The organism is Pseudomonas sp. GLN_2 (genome assembly GCF_043106005.1).
Lineage (GTDB): Bacteria > Pseudomonadota > Gammaproteobacteria > Pseudomonadales > Pseudomonadaceae > Aquipseudomonas > Aquipseudomonas alloputida.
This window is the reverse complement of the sequence record NZ_JBICMC010000048.1, coordinates 24,690-41,982: the sequence shown is the minus strand read 5'-3', so window position 1 is coordinate 41,982 and position 17,293 is coordinate 24,690. Positions and strand designations below refer to the sequence as shown.

The window sequence follows — 17,293 nt, the reverse complement described above, 5'->3', positions numbered from 1 at the left end:
CTGCTGTGCAGCCCTTTCGCGACGCAAGGCCGCTCCCACACCAATCGCGCCAGCTTTTAGAAATTGAGCAAGACAGTTGCCCCCACAAGGACCTTGCAATGCCTGGGGCATGTGCGATGGGCCGCAAAGCGGCCCCAACGATTTCAGCTGTTCTGCGAACCTTCGAACCAGGCCAGCTTGTCACGCAACTGCACCACTTCCCCCACAATCACCAGGGTCGGCGCATGCACCTCATGCTGGGCCACCAGGTCTGGCAAGTCCGCCAAGGTGCCGGTGAACACGCGCTGATTACGCGTGGTCCCCTGCTGCACCAACGCCGCCGGGGTACTCGCGGCACGCCCGTGGCGAATCAGCTCGGCACAGATGGTCGGCAAGCCCACCAAGCCCATGTAGAACACCAAGGTCTGCGCCGGCGCCACCAGGTCATTCCATGGCAGGTTGCTGGTGCCATCCTTGAGGTGCCCGGTGACGAAGCGCACCGACTGGGCATAGTCGCGGTGAGTCAGCGGAATGCCGCCATACGCCGAGCAGCCGCTGGCCGCCGTAATGCCCGGCACCACCTGGAACGGAATGCCGTGCTCGGCCAGCTCTTCGATCTCTTCGCCACCCCGGCCGAAGATGAACGGGTCGCCACCCTTCAGGCGCAGCACCCGCTTGCCCTGCCGAGCCAGATCGACCAACAGGCGGTTGATCTGGTCCTGCGGCACTGAATGATCAGCGCGGCGCTTGCCTACATAGATGCGCTCGGCATCACGACGACACATATCGATGATGGCGGGTGCGACCAGGCGGTCGTACAGCACCACGTCGGCCTGCTGCATCAGGCGCAAGGCACGGAAAGTCAGCAAGTCCGGATCACCCGGGCCTGCACCAACCAAGTACACCTCACCGCCCTGCTGCACCGGTGCGCCGTCCACCATCGCCTGCAACAGACGTTCGGCTTCAGCACCCTGCCCGGCCAGCTGACGCTCGGCGATCGGCCCCTGGAACACGGTTTCCCAGAAGCCGCGACGCTGGTTGACGTCCGGGTACAGGGATTTGACCTTGTGCCGGAAGCGTGCCGCCAGCCCGGCCAACTCACCATAGGCCGAAGGGATCCAAGCCTCGAGCTTGGCTCGAATCAGGCGCGCCAGTACCGGGGCGTCACCGCCGCTGGAAACCGCAATTACCAGCGGCGAGCGGTCTACGATCGCCGGGAAGATCACCGTACACAGGGCTGGCGCATCCACCACATTGACCGGGACGCTAAGGGCCTGCGCATCAGCCGACACCTGGGCATTCAGCCCAGGGTCGTCGGTGGCCGCGATCACCAGCCGGCAACCGACCAGGTCGGCTGCCTGATAGCCACGCACCAGCACCTCACCGCTACCTTCCCGGGCCAACGCGGCCAACTGGCCGTCGACGTCCGGCGCCACCACGCGCAGCACGCCGCCGGCATCGGCCAGCAGGCGCGCCTTGCGCAAGGCGATCTCACCGCCACCGACGACCAGCACGCGGCCGCCCTGCAGCTTGTGGAACAGCGGCAGGTAATCCATTTAGCGGATGACCTCGACGCCGCCCATGTAAGGCTTCAGCACTTCCGGCACCAGGATCGAACCGTCGGCCTGCTGGTAGTTTTCCAGCACAGCCACCAGGGTACGGCCTACGGCCAGACCGGAGCCGTTGAGCGTGTGTACCAGCTCTGGCTTGCCGGTTTCCGGGTTGCGCCAGCGAGCCTGCATGCGGCGCGCCTGGAAGTCGCCGCAGTTGGAGCACGAGCTGATTTCGCGGTACTTGTCCTGGCTTGGCACCCACACTTCCAGGTCGTAGGTTTTCACCGCACCAAAGCCCATGTCGCCAGTGCACAGGGCCAGCACGCGGTATGGCAACTCAAGCAACTGCAGCACGCGCTCGGCGTTGGCGGTCAGGCCTTCCAGGGCTTCCATCGACTTGGACGGCTCTACCACCTGCACCATCTCGACTTTGTCGAACTGGTGCTGGCGGATCATGCCGCGGGTGTCACGGCCAGAAGCGCCGGCTTCGCTGCGGAAGCAAGGGGTGTGGGCAACCAGTTTGAGCGGCAGCTGCTTGGCGTCGAGGATTTCACCCGCCACCAGGTTGGTCAGCGACACTTCGGCGGTCGGGATCAGGTAGAAGTCAGCCTCGCCTTCGCGGGTGATCTTGAACAGGTCTTCCTCGAACTTCGGCAACTGGCCAGTGCCCTGCAGCGCCGGCGCCTGCACCATGTACGGGGTGTAGTGTTCCTCGTAGCCATGTTCGCCGGTGTGCAGGTTGATCATGAACTGCGCCAGGGCGCGGTGCAGACGGGCAACCGGACCACGCAGCACAGCAAAACGGGCGCCGGACAGCTTGGCAGCCGCTTCGAAGTCCAGGCCACCGCTGATTTCACCAAGGGCCACATGGTCCTTGATTTCGAAGTCGAACGCCTTCGGCGTGCCCCAACGGCGCACTTCGACGTTGTCGTCTTCACTGGCGCCGACCGGCACGCTGGCGTCCGGCAGGTTGGGGATGGTCAGCAGGATGCCATCCAGCTCGGCCTGAATGGCGTCCAGCTCAGCCTTGCCGGCGGCCAGTTCGTTGGCCATGCGCTCGACGTCCGCCATCAGCGGGGCGATGTCTTCGCCCTTGGCCTTGGCCTGGCCGATGGACTTGGAACGGGCGTTGCGCTCAGCCTGCAGTTGTTCGGTGCGGGTCTGCACCGCCTTGCGGCGCTCTTCCAATGATTCGATGCGCGCGACATCCAGGCTGAAGCCACGGGAGGCCAGGCGATCCGCCACTTCCTGAAGTTGGCCGCGTAACAGTTTGGAATCGAGCATATCGTTCTCTCGTTATGTGTAGGTGTTGGTTCAGAATCGGGTCAGGGACAGGCCAGCCCAGGTTGCGAGCAGCCCGCCCACTACGCTGATACTGGTATAGCCCAAGGCAAGGGGCACTTGCCCGCTTTCCATCAGGCGCACGGTATCGAGCGAGAAGGAGGAAAAGGTCGTCAGGCCACCGAGGAAGCCGACAATCAGGCCGGCGCGCAATTCGACCGGCGCCAGCGGCTTGTGCAAGAACAAGCCATAGAGCAAGCCGATCAGCAGACAGCCAACCAGATTGACCGCCAGCGTACCGGCATAGAAGTGCCGTGGCCAGTGGGCCGCTACCCAGTTGGTGGTAGCAAAGCGCAACAAGGTGCCAGCAATACCACCCGCGCTGACCGCGGCGATGAGTGCAATCACGGTTTTCTCCGCTGGCGGGGGCTGTTGCGGTCGAGGTCGGCCAGATGGCGCAGCTTCTCGCCAATTTTCAGTTCCAGGCCACGGGGCACCGGCTGATAGTACTGGCGCGGTTCCAGCTCGTCGGGGAAGTAATCCTCACCAGCGGCGTAGGCGTCAGGTTCATCGTGTGCATAGCGGTACTCGTCGCCATAGCCCAACTGCTTCATCAGCTTGGTCGGGGCATTGCGCAGGTGCAACGGCACCTCCAGCGAACCATGCTCGGCCGCTTCACGCAGGGCGGTCTTGAACCCCACGTACACCGCGTTGCTCTTGGGTGCACAGGCCAGGTAGGTGATGGCCTGTGCCACCGCCAACTCGCCCTCGGGGCTGCCAAGGCGCTCCTGCACATCCCAGGCTGCCAGGCACAGGCTAAGCGCACGCGGGTCGGCGTTGCCGATGTCCTCGCTGGCCATGCGCACCACGCGGCGGGCGATGTACAACGGATCGCAGCCGCCGTCGAGCATGCGTGCAAACCAGTACAGGGCGCCATCGGGGTTGGAGCCGCGCACCGACTTGTGCAGTGCGGATATCTGGTCGTAAAACGCCTCGCCACCCTTGTCGAAGCGGCGGCGACTGTCACCCAGCAGGCTCTGTAGCATCTCGACGTCGATCTCGCTGCCGTCTTCAGCCAGGTCCGAGGCGTTCTCAAGGAAGTTGAGCATGCGCCGGCCATCGCCGTCGGCGGCGGCCATCAGCATCTTGAAGGCGTCGTCACCCACCCGCAGGTTGCGCTTGCCCAGGCCACGCTCTTCCGTCAGCGCACGGTTGACCAGCTTGCGCAGGGCCGCTTCGTCCAGGCTCTTGAGCACATACACCCGCGCCCGCGACAGCAGCGCGTTGTTCAGCTCGAACGACGGGTTTTCGGTGGTGGCACCGATGAACAGCAGGGTGCCGTCCTCGACATAGGGCAAAAAAGCGTCCTGCTGCGACTTGTTGAAGCGGTGCACCTCGTCAACGAACAGGATGGTGCGACGGCCATATTGGCCAGCCTGCTGTTTGGCGACCTCCACCGCCTGGCGGATCTCTTTCACCCCGGCCAGCACCGCCGACACCGTTTCGAAGTGCGCATCACAGAACTGCGCCAGCAACCGCGCCAGCGTGGTTTTGCCGACCCCGGGCGGCCCCCAGAAGATCATCGAGTGCAGCGCACCTTGTTCCAGCGCTTCGCGCAGCGGTTTACCGCGCGCCAGCAGGTGCTCCTGGCCGACGTACTCATCCAGGCTGGACGGGCGCAGACGGGCGGCCAGGGGCTGGGCGACAGGTTCGCTTCGAAACAGGTCCATGGCGAGCTCTGGTTACTCCTTGATCACGTCCGCGCCTTTGGGGATGTCGAACTTGAACTTGCTGTCCGGCACCGCCTGGTTGGCCTTGACGCCATTGAACAGGATGTTGGTGCGCTGGCCGACGCTGTCGATCAGCTGCATGTCATTGATCAGGCCTTTGCGGAACGACACGCGCAGCGAGTCGAACAACGTGTCCTTGGTCTTTGGCTTGAGGGTGAAGTCCATCACTTCACCCTGCTCCTTCGAGGCGATGTCGAAGCTCTGGCTGATCTTCGACACATCACCCGACAGCAGCAGCGCCGGGGTCTGGTTCAGGCGCACGTCGAGCTTCTTGATGGTGGCCTGCTCCAGGTCCGGGTCCCACAGGGTGACGTTCTTGCCGTCCGACACCACCACCTGCTCCTGCGGTGCATCGGTGTGCCAGTAGAACAGGCCGGGGCGCTTGACCGTCATCTTGCCCGAGGTTTCCTGCAGGCTGGTGCCATCGGCGCCCAGGGTCAGCTGGGAGAAGTTGGCCTCGATGGTCTGCGACTTTTCCAGCAACTGGGTCAGGCGTTGTACGTCTTGCTCACCGGCATAAGCAGTAACCGAGCCCAAGGTAAGGGCAGAAACCAACAGCATGCGAATCGCGCGCATGGGAATCCTCATTGAGCGTTGAAAAGGCCGGGCGCCACCGTTGGCACCCGGCAGGGTGTTCATCAGTCGCGCGGGCCGCCCGGGGCTATCACTTCCCGCGAGCCGTTGCTGTTCATCGGGGTGACAACGCCGGCCATCTCCATCGACTCGATCATGCGCGCGGCACGGTTGTAGCCGATCTTCAGCTTGCGTTGCACGGCAGAAATGGAGGCGCGACGGCTCTCGAGCACGAATTGCACCGCCTCATCATACAGGGCGTCGGTTTCGGCATCGTCACCCTCGCCACCGCCGCCGCCATCAAAGCCGCTACCGGCTTCTTCGACGCCGTTGAGGATGTCGTCGTTGTAATCCGGGGCGCCACGCAGCTTCCACGCCTCGACCGTGCGGTGCACTTCGTCGTCGGACACGAATGCGCCGTGCACCCGGATCGGCAGGCTGGTGCCCGGCGGCATGTACAGCATGTCGCCATGGCCCAGCAGCTGTTCGGCACCGCCCTGGTCGATGATGGTACGCGAGTCGATCTTGCTCGACACCTGGAACGCCATACGGGTCGGGATGTTGGCCTTGATCAGGCCGGTGATCACGTCCACCGACGGGCGCTGGGTGGCGAGGATCAGGTGAATACCGGCCGCCCGTGCCTTCTGCGCGATACGGGCGATCAGCTCTTCGACCTTCTTGCCGACGATCATCATCATGTCGGCGAATTCGTCCACCACCACCACGATGGTGGGAAGGGTTTTCAGCGCAGGCGGCTCATCGTCCATGCTCTCACGGCGATACAGCGGGTCATGGATGATTTCGCCCGCTTCCTGGGCGTCCTTGATCTTGCGGTTGAAACCGGCCAGGTTACGCACGCCCATGGCCGCCATCAGTTTGTAGCGCCGCTCCATTTCGGCAACGCTCCAGCGCAGGGCGTTGGCGGCGTCCTTCATGTCGGTCACCACCGGGCACAATAAGTGCGGGATGCCTTCGTAGATCGACAGTTCAAGCATTTTCGGGTCGATCATGATCAGCCGCGCGTCTTCCGGGCTGGACTTGAACAGGATCGACAAAATCATCGCGTTCACACCCACCGACTTACCGGAGCCGGTAGTACCGGCCACCAACAGGTGCGGCATCTTGGCCAGGTCGGTGATCACCGGCTTGCCGCCAATGTCGTGGCCCAGCGCCAGCGTGACGGGCGATTTCTGCTCGTCGTACTGCGGCGTGGCCAGCACTTCGGAGAAGCGCACCATCTGGCGGTTTTCGTTGGGTATCTCGATACCTACCGTGGTCTTGCCAGGGATGACCTCAACCACTCGCACACTGGTCACGGCCAGCGAACGCGCCAGGTCCTTGGCCAGGTTGGCGATGCGGCTGACCTTCACGCCGGCGGCCGGCTGGATTTCATAACGGGTAATCACCGGGCCGGGGTGGATGGAATCCACCGCCACTTCCACACCGAACTCCTTGAGCTTGATTTCCAGCAACTGACCGACGCCGGCCAGGGATTCTGGCGAATACTCGATCTTTTTCTGTTCGGCCGGGTCGAGGATGGAAATCGAGGGCAAGGTGCCTTCCACGGCGCTGTCGACAAACAGCGGCGCCTGCTTTTCCTTCATCGCCCGCTTGCTCGGCTCCGGCGCCTTGGCGGCTGACGGCGGCACAATGGTGGGCGCTGCGTGCTGCTGACGGGGCACCACGGTTTCACGCGGCGCCAATGCCTCAGGCGCCGTTTCACGTGGCGGCACAATCGGTTCGCGTGCAAGGGTTGGCTCACGTGGCTCGACCGGCTGAGCGGGTGGCTCTTCACGCTTGAGGATGCGCTCGCGCAGTGACGGTTTGGCCGGCTCGCGTTTCTCGGCAGCCATCGGCGCGGCCTTGAACACCGGTTCATCCTCGCGCAGCTGTGCCTCGAGGCGCTTGCGCTCGTTGCGCGCTTCCCACCAGCGGGTGGCAGCCCCCTGCACCAGTTCGAACAGGTCGAGGGTGATCTTGCCGGTCAGGTCCATCACCTTGAACCACGACAGGTCGGTGAAGACGGTCAGGCCGAACAGGAACAGGGCAATGAACATCAGCGTGCTGCCCTGCACGTTCAGCAGGTTGCGCGCCAGGTCGCCCAGGCTTTCGCCCAGTGCACCACCGGCGGAGAACGGCAGGCTGGCGGGCGGGTGGAAGTGGATATGCGCCAGCGCTGCCCCCGACAGCACCAGGAACACCAGGCCAATCAGCCGCCAGGAGAACAGCCAGCCGCTCCAATCCCACGGCTGGTGGCGTTCGCGGAAAATCTGCCAGGTCTTGACCGCCAGCAGCAGCGGGAAAATATAGGCGAAGTAACCCAGCACCATGAACAGGATGTCGGCGAAGTAGGCACCGGCACGCCCGGCCGCATTCTGCACCTGGTCGACGTTGCTGGTGTGGCTGAAGCCCGGGTCCGACGTATCGTAGGTCAGCAGCGCCATCCACAGGTACAGGCACAGCGCGCCGACAGCGATCAACGCACCTTCCTTGAGGCGATAATGCAGCTGCTGCCGCCACAGTGGCACAGGCAATGGAGCTGGAGTTGCGGTGGATTTCTTCAAAACGCGTCTATTCCTGCGCGTGGTGCGCGTCCAATAGTGATCGGCCGCTGCGCGACCAACGAACCACTACTTTTAACATTACTGCCCGCCAGCCGCCATGGCGGCACGCCGTATGGGGGTTTGGCCGGGGGCGAATTCATATAGCTGCAATTTGAGCATGCATTTTCTTTTGTGACAAAGGCTTATGCTGTGTTTTTGCACAGGTGCGACAGCAAATGTAGCGGATGGTGCCTGCGGTTTGATGAATGTGTAGGAAATTGCCCTGAATTGCCGCAAAACGGCCTCACCTCCCTGTAGGGGGTAGCTTGTGCAGATTACCGCGCAGGCTTTGAGGCACCCAAAGAGATTGACCCCGCTTTTGACCCAAGCCATGCTGCCCTCTCCCCTCCCCCACCGCACGATAGACCATGCTCACCTGGCTGACCCGCGACTCGCTGACCTTCCCGCCCCTGGAAAAGGCGCTGCACGACCCCAACGGCCTACTGGCCGCCGGCGGTGACCTGAGCCCCGAGCGCCTGGTGCAGGCGTATCGCCATGGCTGCTTCCCGTGGTACCAGGACGGCCAACCGATCCTGTGGTGGTCACCCGACCCGCGCACGGTGTTGTTGCCTGACCAACTACATGTGTCACGCTCGCTGGCCAAGCTGATGCGCCAAGGCCGCTACCAGGTCAGCTTCGACACCGACTTCCCGGCCGTGATCGCCGCCTGCGCCGCGCCTCGCGACTACGCTGACGGTACCTGGATCACCGACACCATGCGCAACGCCTACTGCGAACTGCACCGCCGTGGCATCGCCCATTCGGTCGAAGTTCGCCAGGACGGCGAACTGGTCGGGGGCCTGTACGGCCTCGCCATGGGCCAGCTGTTCTTTGGCGAATCGATGTTCAGCCGCGCCGACAACGCCTCCAAGGTCGGCTTCGTGACCTTGGTCAACCACCTGCGAGACGCCGGCTTCGTGCTTATCGACTGCCAGATGCCGACCAATCACCTGCATAGCCTGGGCGCCCACGCCATCAGCCGTGCCGAGTTCGCCAGCTACCTGGCACGCCACCTTGACCAACCCAACAGTGCTTCATGGGTTGCCTAGGCGAGTTCCCGTAGCTGGCTTACACTTAAAACAACGTCTCACCGAAGGGGTTGATCATGACAGAGTTGGCGCGGTTGAAGTTCTATGCCACTCAGCCCCACTCCTGCAGCTACCTGCCGGAGGAGCAGGCGACCACGCTGTTCCTCGACCCCAGCCAGCCGATGGACGTGCACGTGTACGCCGATTTGTCGGAAATGGGCTTTCGCCGCAGTGGCGACCACCTGTACCGCCCACACTGCCAGAACTGCAACGCCTGCGTGCCGGCGCGCATCCCGGCGGCGCGCTTCATCCCCAACCGCCAGCAGCGTCGCATACTCAAACGTAACGCCGACCTGACCGTAACCGCAGCGCGCCCGGCGTTCAAGGAAGAGTACTTCGAGCTGTACCGGCGCTATATCGAAACGCGCCACGCCGATGGCGACATGTACCCGCCCAGCCGCGATCAGTTTTCCACCTTCCTGGTACGCGACCTGCCGTTCTGCTGGTTCTACGAATTTCGCCTGGAAGGCCGGTTGATGGCGGTGGCAGTGTGCGACCTGCTGCCCAATGGCCTGTCAGCGGTATACACCTTCTACGAGCCGGACGAGGAGCGCCGCAGCCTTGGCCGTTTCGCCATTCTCTGGCAGATCACCGAAGCGCTGCGCCAGAACCTGGAGGCGGTTTACCTAGGCTACTGGATCAAGAACTGCAAGAAGATGAACTACAAGACGCAGTACCGACCAATCGAGCTGCTGATAAACCAGCGCTGGGTCACCCTCAACTGAAAGCATTGGCTTGACACGCAGTTTTCCGGCATAATCCACGCCACTTTTTTGCCCGGTGCGGATATGCGTCGGGCTAACACTGGATCCGAGGGCTCAACTGCATGTCGAAAGAAGACAGCTTCGAAATGGAAGGTACTGTCGTCGACACCCTGCCCAACACCATGTTCCGCGTGGAGTTGGAAAACGGGCACGTCGTAACCGCGCACATCTCCGGAAAGATGCGCAAGAACTACATCCGTATTCTCACTGGCGACAAGGTCCGCGTCGAACTGACGCCGTACGACCTGAGCAAGGGCCGCATCACCTACCGTGCGCGCTAAACTCAAGCCATGAAAAAGCCCGGCCACGTGCCGGGCTTTTTTGTGTCTTACGAAATTGCAAGGGGCTGCAAGGCAGCCCCTGCACATCACGCGACCTCAGCGGTGGTTTCGAAGTCGAACACCAGTTCGCCATCGCGCAGGTCGACATGCACCACGCCACCATGCTCGGCCAGCTCGCCAAACAGGATCTCCTCGGCCAGCGGCCGCTTGATCTTGTCCTGGATCAGCCGCGCCATTGGCCGCGCGCCCATCTGCACGTCATAGCCCGAAACCGCCAGCCAACCGCGCGCCTCATCGCTGACTTCCAGCAGCACACGCTTGTCTTCCAGTTGCGCCTGCAACTCGATAAGGAACTTGTCGACGATGCTTTTGATCGTCTCCGTGCTCAGGCGGCCAAACTGGATGATGGTATCCAGACGGTTGCGGAACTCTGGCGTGAAGCTCTTGCGGATCACTTCCATGGCATCGGACGCGTGGTCCTGATGAGTGAAGCCGATCGACGCCCGCGCCGCGGTTTCTGCACCGGCGTTGGTGGTCATGATCAGGATCACGTTACGGAAGTCGGCCTTGCGCCCGTTGTTGTCAGTCAGCGTACCGTGATCCATCACCTGCAGCAGCAGATTGAAGACTTCCGGGTGGGCCTTCTCGATTTCGTCGAGCAACAATACGCAGTGCGGCTGTTTGGTGATCGCCTCGGTCAACAAGCCACCCTGGTCGAAACCAACATAACCCGGCGGCGCACCAATCAAACGCGACACGGTGTGGCGCTCCATGTACTCAGACATGTCGAAACGCACCAACTCCACACCCAGCGCCTTGGCCAGCTGCCGCGCCGCTTCGGTCTTGCCGACGCCGGTAGGGCCAGCGAACAGGAACGAACCCACCGGCTTGTCTGGCGACTTGAGGCCTGCACGGGACAGCTTGATCGCGGTGGCCAGCGAGTCGATTGCCTGGTCCTGGCCAAACACGGTCAGTTTCAGGTCGCGCTCAAGGTTACGCAGCAGCTCCTTGTCGGAACTGGTGACGTGCTTTGGCGGAATCCGCGCAATCTTGGCGACGATGTCCTCCACTTGCGGCACATCAATGCGCTTGACGCGACTGGCCTCTGGCTGCAGGCGCTGGTAGGCCCCAGCCTCGTCGATCACATCGATGGCCTTGTCAGGCATGTGCCGGTCGTTGATGTAGCGCGAAGCCAGTTCGGCGGCGGCGCGCAGGGCTTCGTCGCTGTACTCGATGTTGTGGTGGCTTTCGAAACGCCCTTTCAGGCCGCGCAGAATGCCCACGGTGTCTTCGACCGATGGCTCGCTGACGTCCACCTTCTGGAAGCGACGCGCCAGGGCACGGTCCTTCTCGAAGATGCCGCGAAACTCCTGGAACGTGGTCGAACCGATGCAGCGGATTTCACCCGACGACAGCAGCGGCTTGAGCAGGTTGGAGGCATCCATCACCCCGCCCGACGCCGCACCGGCACCGATGATGGTGTGAATTTCGTCGATGAACAGGATGGCCTGCGGACGCTTGCGCAGCTCACCGAGCAGGGCCTTGAAGCGCTTCTCGAAGTCACCACGGTATTTGGTACCGGCCAGCAAGGCGCCCAGATCGAGGGAGTACACCACGCTCTGTGCCAGCAGGTCAGGCACCTGACCATCGACGATGCGCTTGGCCAGGCCTTCGGCGATGGCCGTCTTGCCCACGCCAGCCTCACCCACCAGCAGCGGGTTGTTCTTGCGCCGACGGGCCAGGATTTGGGCCACGCGTTCCACTTCCTGCTCGCGACCGACCAGCGGGTCGATACGGCCGGCACGGGCCAGCTCGTTCAGGTTACTGGCGTAGGCGTCCAGCGGGTTGCTCGAAGAGGAGGTTTCACCGCCCTCTTCGTCCTGCATGTCCTGGTCGCTTTCAGATTGCGCACCATGCCCTGGCACCTTGGAGATGCCATGGGCGATGTAGTTGACCACATCGATACGGGCCACGCTCTGCTGCTTGAGCAGGAACACGGCCTGGCTTTCCTGTTCGCTGAAGATCGCCACCAGCACGTTGGCGCCGGTCACTTCGCGCTTGCCAGAGCTTTGCACGTGGAACACGGCACGCTGCAGCACGCGCTGGAAGCCCAGGGTCGGCTGGGTTTCACGGTCTTCGTCGTTGACAGGGATCAACGGCGTGGTGGAGTCGATGAACTCTTGCAGGTCATGCTTGAGCTTGTCGAGATTGGCGCCACAGGCGCGCAGAACGGTCGCGGCAGCCTCATTGTCAAGGAGTGCCAGCAGCAGATGCTCGACGGTCATGAACTCATGACGCTTCGAACGGGCCTCCTTGAAGGCAAGATTGAGGGTGACTTCGAGCTCGCGGTTTAACATAGCTTCACCTCATACCCAAGTGGTCGGCGATTAACCGTCCTTCTCGATTTCACAGAGTAGCGGATGCTGGCTTTCCCTGGCGTATTGGTTGACCTGCATGGCCTTTGTTTCGGCGATGTCACGGGTAAACAATCCGCACACTGCCCGCCCCTCGGTATGGACGGTCAGCATGATCTTGGTCGCCAGCTCGCGGTTCAGACTGAAGAACGTCTCGAGCACTTCGACGACGAAATCCATTGGTGTGTAGTCATCGTTGAACAAAACCACCTTGTACATCGGTGGCGCCTGCAGGATCGGCTTGGCTTCCTGAACTGCAAGACCTGAGCCGTCGTCCTCATTCGATTGCGGGCGATCCTGATTGAATGTTAGTCGAATCTCACTAGGTGCATGCATGGAAAGAATTTCATCATGAGCGTCAGGTTAAGGTTGCAGGTTGACTGCACAGGCCACCGCCAGCGCAGGCGCCGCGTGACCTTGACTATCGGCAAAACGGTGTTACAACCAATAAGAACCCACCGTGGTCGATAAAGATCCGCGCAGTCAACCAGATTTTTCGCAAGGTTCGTATGCGGATGAAGTGGATGATACTCCAGTGATGGAGTCCTTTGCAGAGGGACATAGGGATGGCAAGCGGTAAAGTCAAGTGGTTCAACAATGCCAAGGGCTATGGATTCATCAATGAGGAAGGTAAATCCGATGACCTGTTCGCCCATTATTCCGCCATCCGAATGGACGGATACAAGACCCTGAAGGCTGGCCAGGCCGTGGTATTCGACATCGTCCAGGGCCCCAAAGGCTTGCACGCCGTTGAAATCAAAGATGCTGCGGCCGCCGCGGCAGAGGCTGCCAGACCCGTGGGTGAGCCGCAAAGCGAAACTGCAAAAGCCTGACTGCCTGCGCTGTGCCGATAGACGAAAAAACCGGCCGCCTCTTTACAGGAGACGGCCGGTTTTCTGTTGCCTTACATGTGTTTGATCATTTCATCGCCAAAGCCTGAGCTGCTTACCAGCTTGGCGCCTTCCATCAACCGCTCGAAATCGTAGGTCACGGTCTTGGCCGCAATGGCGCCATTGGTGCCCTTGATGATCAGGTCGGCGGCTTCGGTCCAACCCATGTGGCGCAGCATCATCTCTGCCGAGAGGATCACCGAGCCCGGGTTGACCTTGTCCTGCCCGGCATACTTGGGCGCCGTGCCGTGAGTGGCCTCGAACATAGCCACGGTGTCGGACAGGTTGGCGCCCGGGGCAATGCCGATACCGCCCACTTCCGCCGCCAGGGCATCGGACAGGTAGTCACCGTTGAGGTTGAGGGTGGCGATCACGTCGTACTCGGCCGGGCGCAGCAGGATCTGCTGCAGCATGGCGTCGGCGATGGCGTCCTTGACGATGACCTCGCGACCGGTCTTGGGGTTCTTGAACTTCATCCAAGGGCCGCCATCGAGCAGCTCAGCGCCGAACTCGTCACGCGCCACCTCGTACCCCCAGTCCTTGAAGGCACCCTCGGTGAATTTCATGATGTTGCCCTTGTGCACCAGGGTCAGTGATTCGCGGTCGTTATCCACCACATATTGCAGGGCCTTGCGCACCAGACGCTTGGTACCTTCCTTCGACACCGGCTTGACGCCGATACCGCAATCCTGGTCGAAGCGGATCTTGGTGACCCCCATTTCCTCCTTGAGAAACTTGATCACCTTGTTCGCCTCGGGCGAGCCGGCCTTCCACTCGATGCCGGCATAGATGTCTTCGGAGTTCTCGCGGAAGATCACCATGTCGACGTCGCCCGGCTTTTTCACCGGGCTCGGCACACCCTGGAACCACAGCACCGGCCGCAGGCACACATACAGGTCCAGTTGCTGGCGCAGGGCTACGTTGAGCGAGCGGATGCCGCCACCGACCGGTGTGGTCAGCGGGCCCTTGATCGATACCACGTAATCACGCACGGCATCGAGGGTTTCCTGCGGCAGCCAGGTATCCTGGTCATACACCTGGGTGGCTTTCTCGCCAGCGTACACCTCCATCCAGGCAATCTTGCGCTTGCCGCCGTAGGCCTTCTCCACGGCGGCATCGACCACCTTGATCATCACCGGCGAGACATCAACGCCGATCCCGTCGCCTTCGATGTAAGGAATGATCGGATGATCAGGCACGTTAAGCGAATGGTCTGCATTGACGGTAATTTTGGTGCCGTCGGTCGGAACCTTGATTTTCTGGTATCCCATGCTTGCACTACTCCGCTGTCGGGTGTGGTTTGGACATCGTGCGATCCACTGAGCCTAAACCACATCTGCCGACCTGCAAGGCATGCGACAACCCGCCGCATTGCCGCTTAGTCTTTGGTCTTATAAATGGGCCGATATCACTTGGCCTTGCTGATTAGCCCGAATGGTTTGGTATACTCCGCCGCGACCGAAGGGTCATCGGGGCGAATCCCAGGAAAATGCGGACCGCCCTAGGCCATGAATGGCCATAAAGCCTGGGTTGTTACCGCAGCTCAGCACTTGACGCTCGACTGATGCATCCACCATCACCGCTCGCAGCCTCTCGACTTTCCGCTCATGGCGCTGCCAGGGCGATGCGCCTACCCTGCGCACCACGAGACTCGAGCACGCTCAGCACACAGAGAGTTAACCCGCATGCCCACCCGTTCCAAGATCATCTATACCTTCACCGACGAAGCCCCCGCCCTCGCCACTTACTCGCTGCTGCCGATCATCGAAGCGTTCACCGCTTCGGCTGACATCGCTGTCGAAACTCGCGACATCTCCCTGGCTGGCCGTATCCTTGCCGCCTTCCCGGAGCAACTGGGCGCAGAGAAGCAAGTAGGCGATCACCTGGCGGAACTGGGCCAGCTGGCTACCACCCCTGAAGCCAACATCATCAAGCTGCCAAACATCAGCGCCTCGGTACCGCAGCTCAAAGCCGCGATCAAGGAACTGCAAGGCAAGGGCTTCAACATCCCTGACTACGCCGACGAGCCGGCCACCGCGGAAGAAAAAGAATCCCGTGCCCGCTACGACCGCATCAAGGGTTCCGCCGTGAACCCGGTGCTGCGCGAAGGCAACTCCGACCGCCGCGCGCCGCTGTCGGTCAAGAACTACGCCCGCAAGCACCCACACAAGATGGGTGCCTGGGCCGCCGACTCCAAGTCGCACGTTGCCCACATGACCCAGGGCGACTTCTACGGCAGCGAAAAAGCCGCGCTGATCGAAGCTGACGACAGCCTGCGCATCGAGCTGGTCGGCAAAGACGGCAGCACCACCGTGCTGAAAGAAAAAACCGCCGTCAAAGCCGCTGAAGTCATCGACTGCGCCACCATGAGCCGCAAGGCCCTGAAAGCCTTCATCGCCGAGCAGATCGCCGATGCCAAGGCCGCTGGCGTGCTGCTGTCGGTGCACCTGAAAGCCACCATGATGAAGGTCTCCGACCCGATCATGTTCGGCGTCATCGTCGAAGAATTCTACAACGACGTGCTGACCAAGCACGCCGCTGCCCTGGCCGAAGTAGGCTTCAACGCCAACAACGGTATCGGCGACCTGTACGCCCGCATCAAGGACCTGCCAGCCGACAAGCAGGCCGAGATCGAAGCCGATATCCAGGCCCTGTACGCAGAGCGCCCGGCCCTGGCCATGGTCAACTCCGACAAAGGCATCACCAACCTGCACGTGCCGAGCGACGTGATCGTCGACGCCTCGATGCCGGCCATGATCCGTGACTCGGGCAAGATGTGGAACACCGCAGGCGAACTGCAAGACGCCAAGGCCGTGATCCCGGACCGCTGCTACGCCGGCATCTACCAGGCCACCATTGAAGACTGCAAGGTCAATGGAGCCTTCGATCCAACCACCATGGGCAGCGTACCGAACGTTGGCCTGATGGCGCAGAAAGCCGAAGAGTATGGCTCCCACGACAAGACCTTCCAGATCAAGGCTGATGGCGTGGTTCGCGTAGTCGATGGCAAGGGCAACGTCGTGCTGGAGCAGAACGTCGAAGCCGGTGACATCTTCCGTATGTGCCAGACCAAGGACGCGCCGATCCAGGACTGGGTCAAGCTGGCCGTCAACCGTGCCCGCCTGAGCAACACCCCGGCGGTGTTCTGGCTGGACCCGGCTCGCGCCCACGACGGCGTCATGATCGAGAAAGTGCAGAAGTACCTGAAGGATCACGACACCACCGGCCTGGACATCCGCATCCTGGCGCCGGTCGACGCGATCAAGTTCTCCCTGGCCCGCATCCGCGAAGGCAAGGACACCATCTCGGTGACCGGCAACGTGCTGCGTGACTACCTGACCGACCTGTTCCCGATCATGGAACTGGGCACCAGCGCCAAGATGCTGTCGATCGTGCCGCTGATGAACGGCGGTGGCCTGTTCGAAACCGGCGCCGGCGGCTCGGCTCCGAAGCACGTGCAACAGCTGGTTGAAGAGAACTTCCTGCGTTGGGACTCGCTGGGTGAATTCCTGGCCCTGGCCGCTTCCCTGGAGCACCTGGGCAACACCTACGACAACCCGCGCGCCAAGGTTCTGGCCAACACCCTGGACCAGGCTACCGGCAAGTTCCTCGACACCAACAAGTCGCCGTCGCGCAAAGTCGGCGGTATCGACAACCGCGGCAGCCACTTCTACCTGACCCTGTACTGGGCCGAAGCCCTGGCTGCTCAGACGGACGACGCTGCCCTGCAGGCACGCTTCGCACCACTGGCAAAAACCCTGGCCGAGAACGAAGCGACCATCGTCGCCGAGCTCAACGCCGTTCAGGGCAAGCCAGCCGACATCGGCGGCTACTACGCCCCGGATGCCGAGTTGACCGCCAAGGTGATGCGCCCAAGCCAGACCCTGAACAGCGCCATCGCTGCCCTGTAAGGTTCGCTTGAAGTAACAGCACAAACCCCGGCCACGCACCGGGGTTTGTGCTTTCTGGGAAAATGGGGCCGCTCTGCGGCCCTTCGCGGGCAAGCCCGCTCCTACAGGAGAGGTGCAGTTTGTGAGACCTGCGCTGCACCTTGTGGGAGCGGGCTTGCCCGCGAAG

The 17,293-nt window shown here is 62.0% G+C and carries 14 protein-coding genes; 5 read left to right on the top strand and 9 right to left on the bottom strand.

All coding sequences use genetic code 11. The features are described from left to right. Positions 1 to 143 precede the first annotated feature (143 nt). From cysG to ACF8Q6_RS13145, 6 genes are all read right to left on the bottom strand, one after another. A complete protein-coding gene (gene cysG / locus ACF8Q6_RS13170; RefSeq protein ID WP_392492679.1) occupies positions 144 to 1,535 on the bottom strand; it encodes a siroheme synthase CysG in 1,392 nt (463 codons plus the stop codon). Continuing rightward, on the bottom strand, positions 1,536 to 2,816 hold the full coding sequence (gene serS / locus ACF8Q6_RS13165; RefSeq protein WP_010954808.1) for a serine--tRNA ligase: 1,281 nt from the start codon (positions 2,814 to 2,816) through the stop codon (positions 1,536 to 1,538). 30 nt (positions 2,817 to 2,846) lie between these two features. After that, complete coding sequence (crcB, locus tag ACF8Q6_RS13160) at positions 2,847 to 3,221, bottom strand: fluoride efflux transporter CrcB (protein ID WP_003251205.1); 375 nt, start codon at positions 3,219 to 3,221, stop codon at positions 2,847 to 2,849. Beyond that, a complete protein-coding gene (locus ACF8Q6_RS13155) occupies positions 3,218 to 4,543 on the bottom strand; it encodes a replication-associated recombination protein A (protein ID WP_010954809.1) in 1,326 nt (441 codons plus the stop codon). The genes crcB and ACF8Q6_RS13155 overlap by 4 nt, the downstream gene beginning before the upstream one ends. Before the next feature lie 12 nt (positions 4,544 to 4,555). Further along, positions 4,556 to 5,179, bottom strand: coding sequence for an outer membrane lipoprotein chaperone LolA (gene lolA / locus ACF8Q6_RS13150; protein ID WP_003251209.1), 624 nt, complete (start codon positions 5,177 to 5,179; stop codon positions 4,556 to 4,558). Positions 5,180 to 5,241: 62 nt separating this feature from the next. Next, positions 5,242 to 7,740, bottom strand: coding sequence for a DNA translocase FtsK (locus ACF8Q6_RS13145; protein ID WP_167398634.1), 2,499 nt, complete (start codon positions 7,738 to 7,740; stop codon positions 5,242 to 5,244). Positions 7,741 to 8,147: 407 nt separating this feature from the next. Between ACF8Q6_RS13145 and aat the strand changes: the two genes are divergently transcribed. From aat to infA, 3 genes are all read left to right on the top strand, one after another. After that, positions 8,148 to 8,828, top strand: coding sequence for a leucyl/phenylalanyl-tRNA--protein transferase (aat, locus tag ACF8Q6_RS13140; protein WP_003251213.1), 681 nt, complete (start codon positions 8,148 to 8,150; stop codon positions 8,826 to 8,828). A 56-nt stretch (positions 8,829 to 8,884) separates the two neighbouring features. Next, positions 8,885 to 9,592 carry an arginyltransferase gene (locus ACF8Q6_RS13135; RefSeq protein WP_003251215.1) on the top strand — a complete coding sequence of 236 codons (708 nt, stop codon included), beginning with the start codon at positions 8,885 to 8,887 and terminating at the stop codon, positions 9,590 to 9,592. A 101-nt stretch (positions 9,593 to 9,693) separates the two neighbouring features. Further along, the gene (gene infA, locus ACF8Q6_RS13130; RefSeq protein WP_002553999.1) at positions 9,694 to 9,912 is read left to right on the top strand and encodes a translation initiation factor IF-1; all 219 of its coding nucleotides are present in this window, start codon (positions 9,694 to 9,696) and stop codon (positions 9,910 to 9,912) included. A gap of 86 nt (positions 9,913 to 9,998) precedes the next feature. Here the strand turns inward: infA and clpA are convergent, their stop codons facing one another. Further along, positions 9,999 to 12,269: an ATP-dependent Clp protease ATP-binding subunit ClpA gene (gene clpA / locus ACF8Q6_RS13125; protein WP_064491929.1), complete on the bottom strand. Its 2,271-nt coding sequence runs from the start codon at positions 12,267 to 12,269 to the stop codon at positions 9,999 to 10,001. A 30-nt stretch (positions 12,270 to 12,299) separates the two neighbouring features. After that, entirely contained in the window at positions 12,300 to 12,662 is a 363-nt protein-coding gene (clpS, locus tag ACF8Q6_RS13120; protein WP_003251220.1) for an ATP-dependent Clp protease adapter ClpS, read from the bottom strand. Positions 12,663 to 12,892: 230 nt separating this feature from the next. Here clpS and cspD point away from each other — a divergent pair, with 230 nt between their 5' ends. After that, a complete protein-coding gene (cspD, locus tag ACF8Q6_RS13115; protein WP_012051825.1) occupies positions 12,893 to 13,159 on the top strand; it encodes a cold shock domain-containing protein CspD in 267 nt (88 codons plus the stop codon). A gap of 71 nt (positions 13,160 to 13,230) precedes the next feature. On the opposite strand, the gene icd is transcribed toward cspD, so the two are convergent. Continuing rightward, positions 13,231 to 14,487, bottom strand: a complete 1,257-nt coding sequence (gene icd, locus ACF8Q6_RS13110; protein ID WP_161775001.1) for an NADP-dependent isocitrate dehydrogenase — start codon at positions 14,485 to 14,487, stop codon at positions 13,231 to 13,233. A 414-nt stretch (positions 14,488 to 14,901) separates the two neighbouring features. Between icd and ACF8Q6_RS13105 the strand changes: the two genes are divergently transcribed. After that, positions 14,902 to 17,127, top strand: coding sequence for an NADP-dependent isocitrate dehydrogenase (locus ACF8Q6_RS13105; RefSeq protein WP_014755961.1), 2,226 nt, complete (start codon positions 14,902 to 14,904; stop codon positions 17,125 to 17,127). Positions 17,128 to 17,293 lie beyond the last annotated feature (166 nt).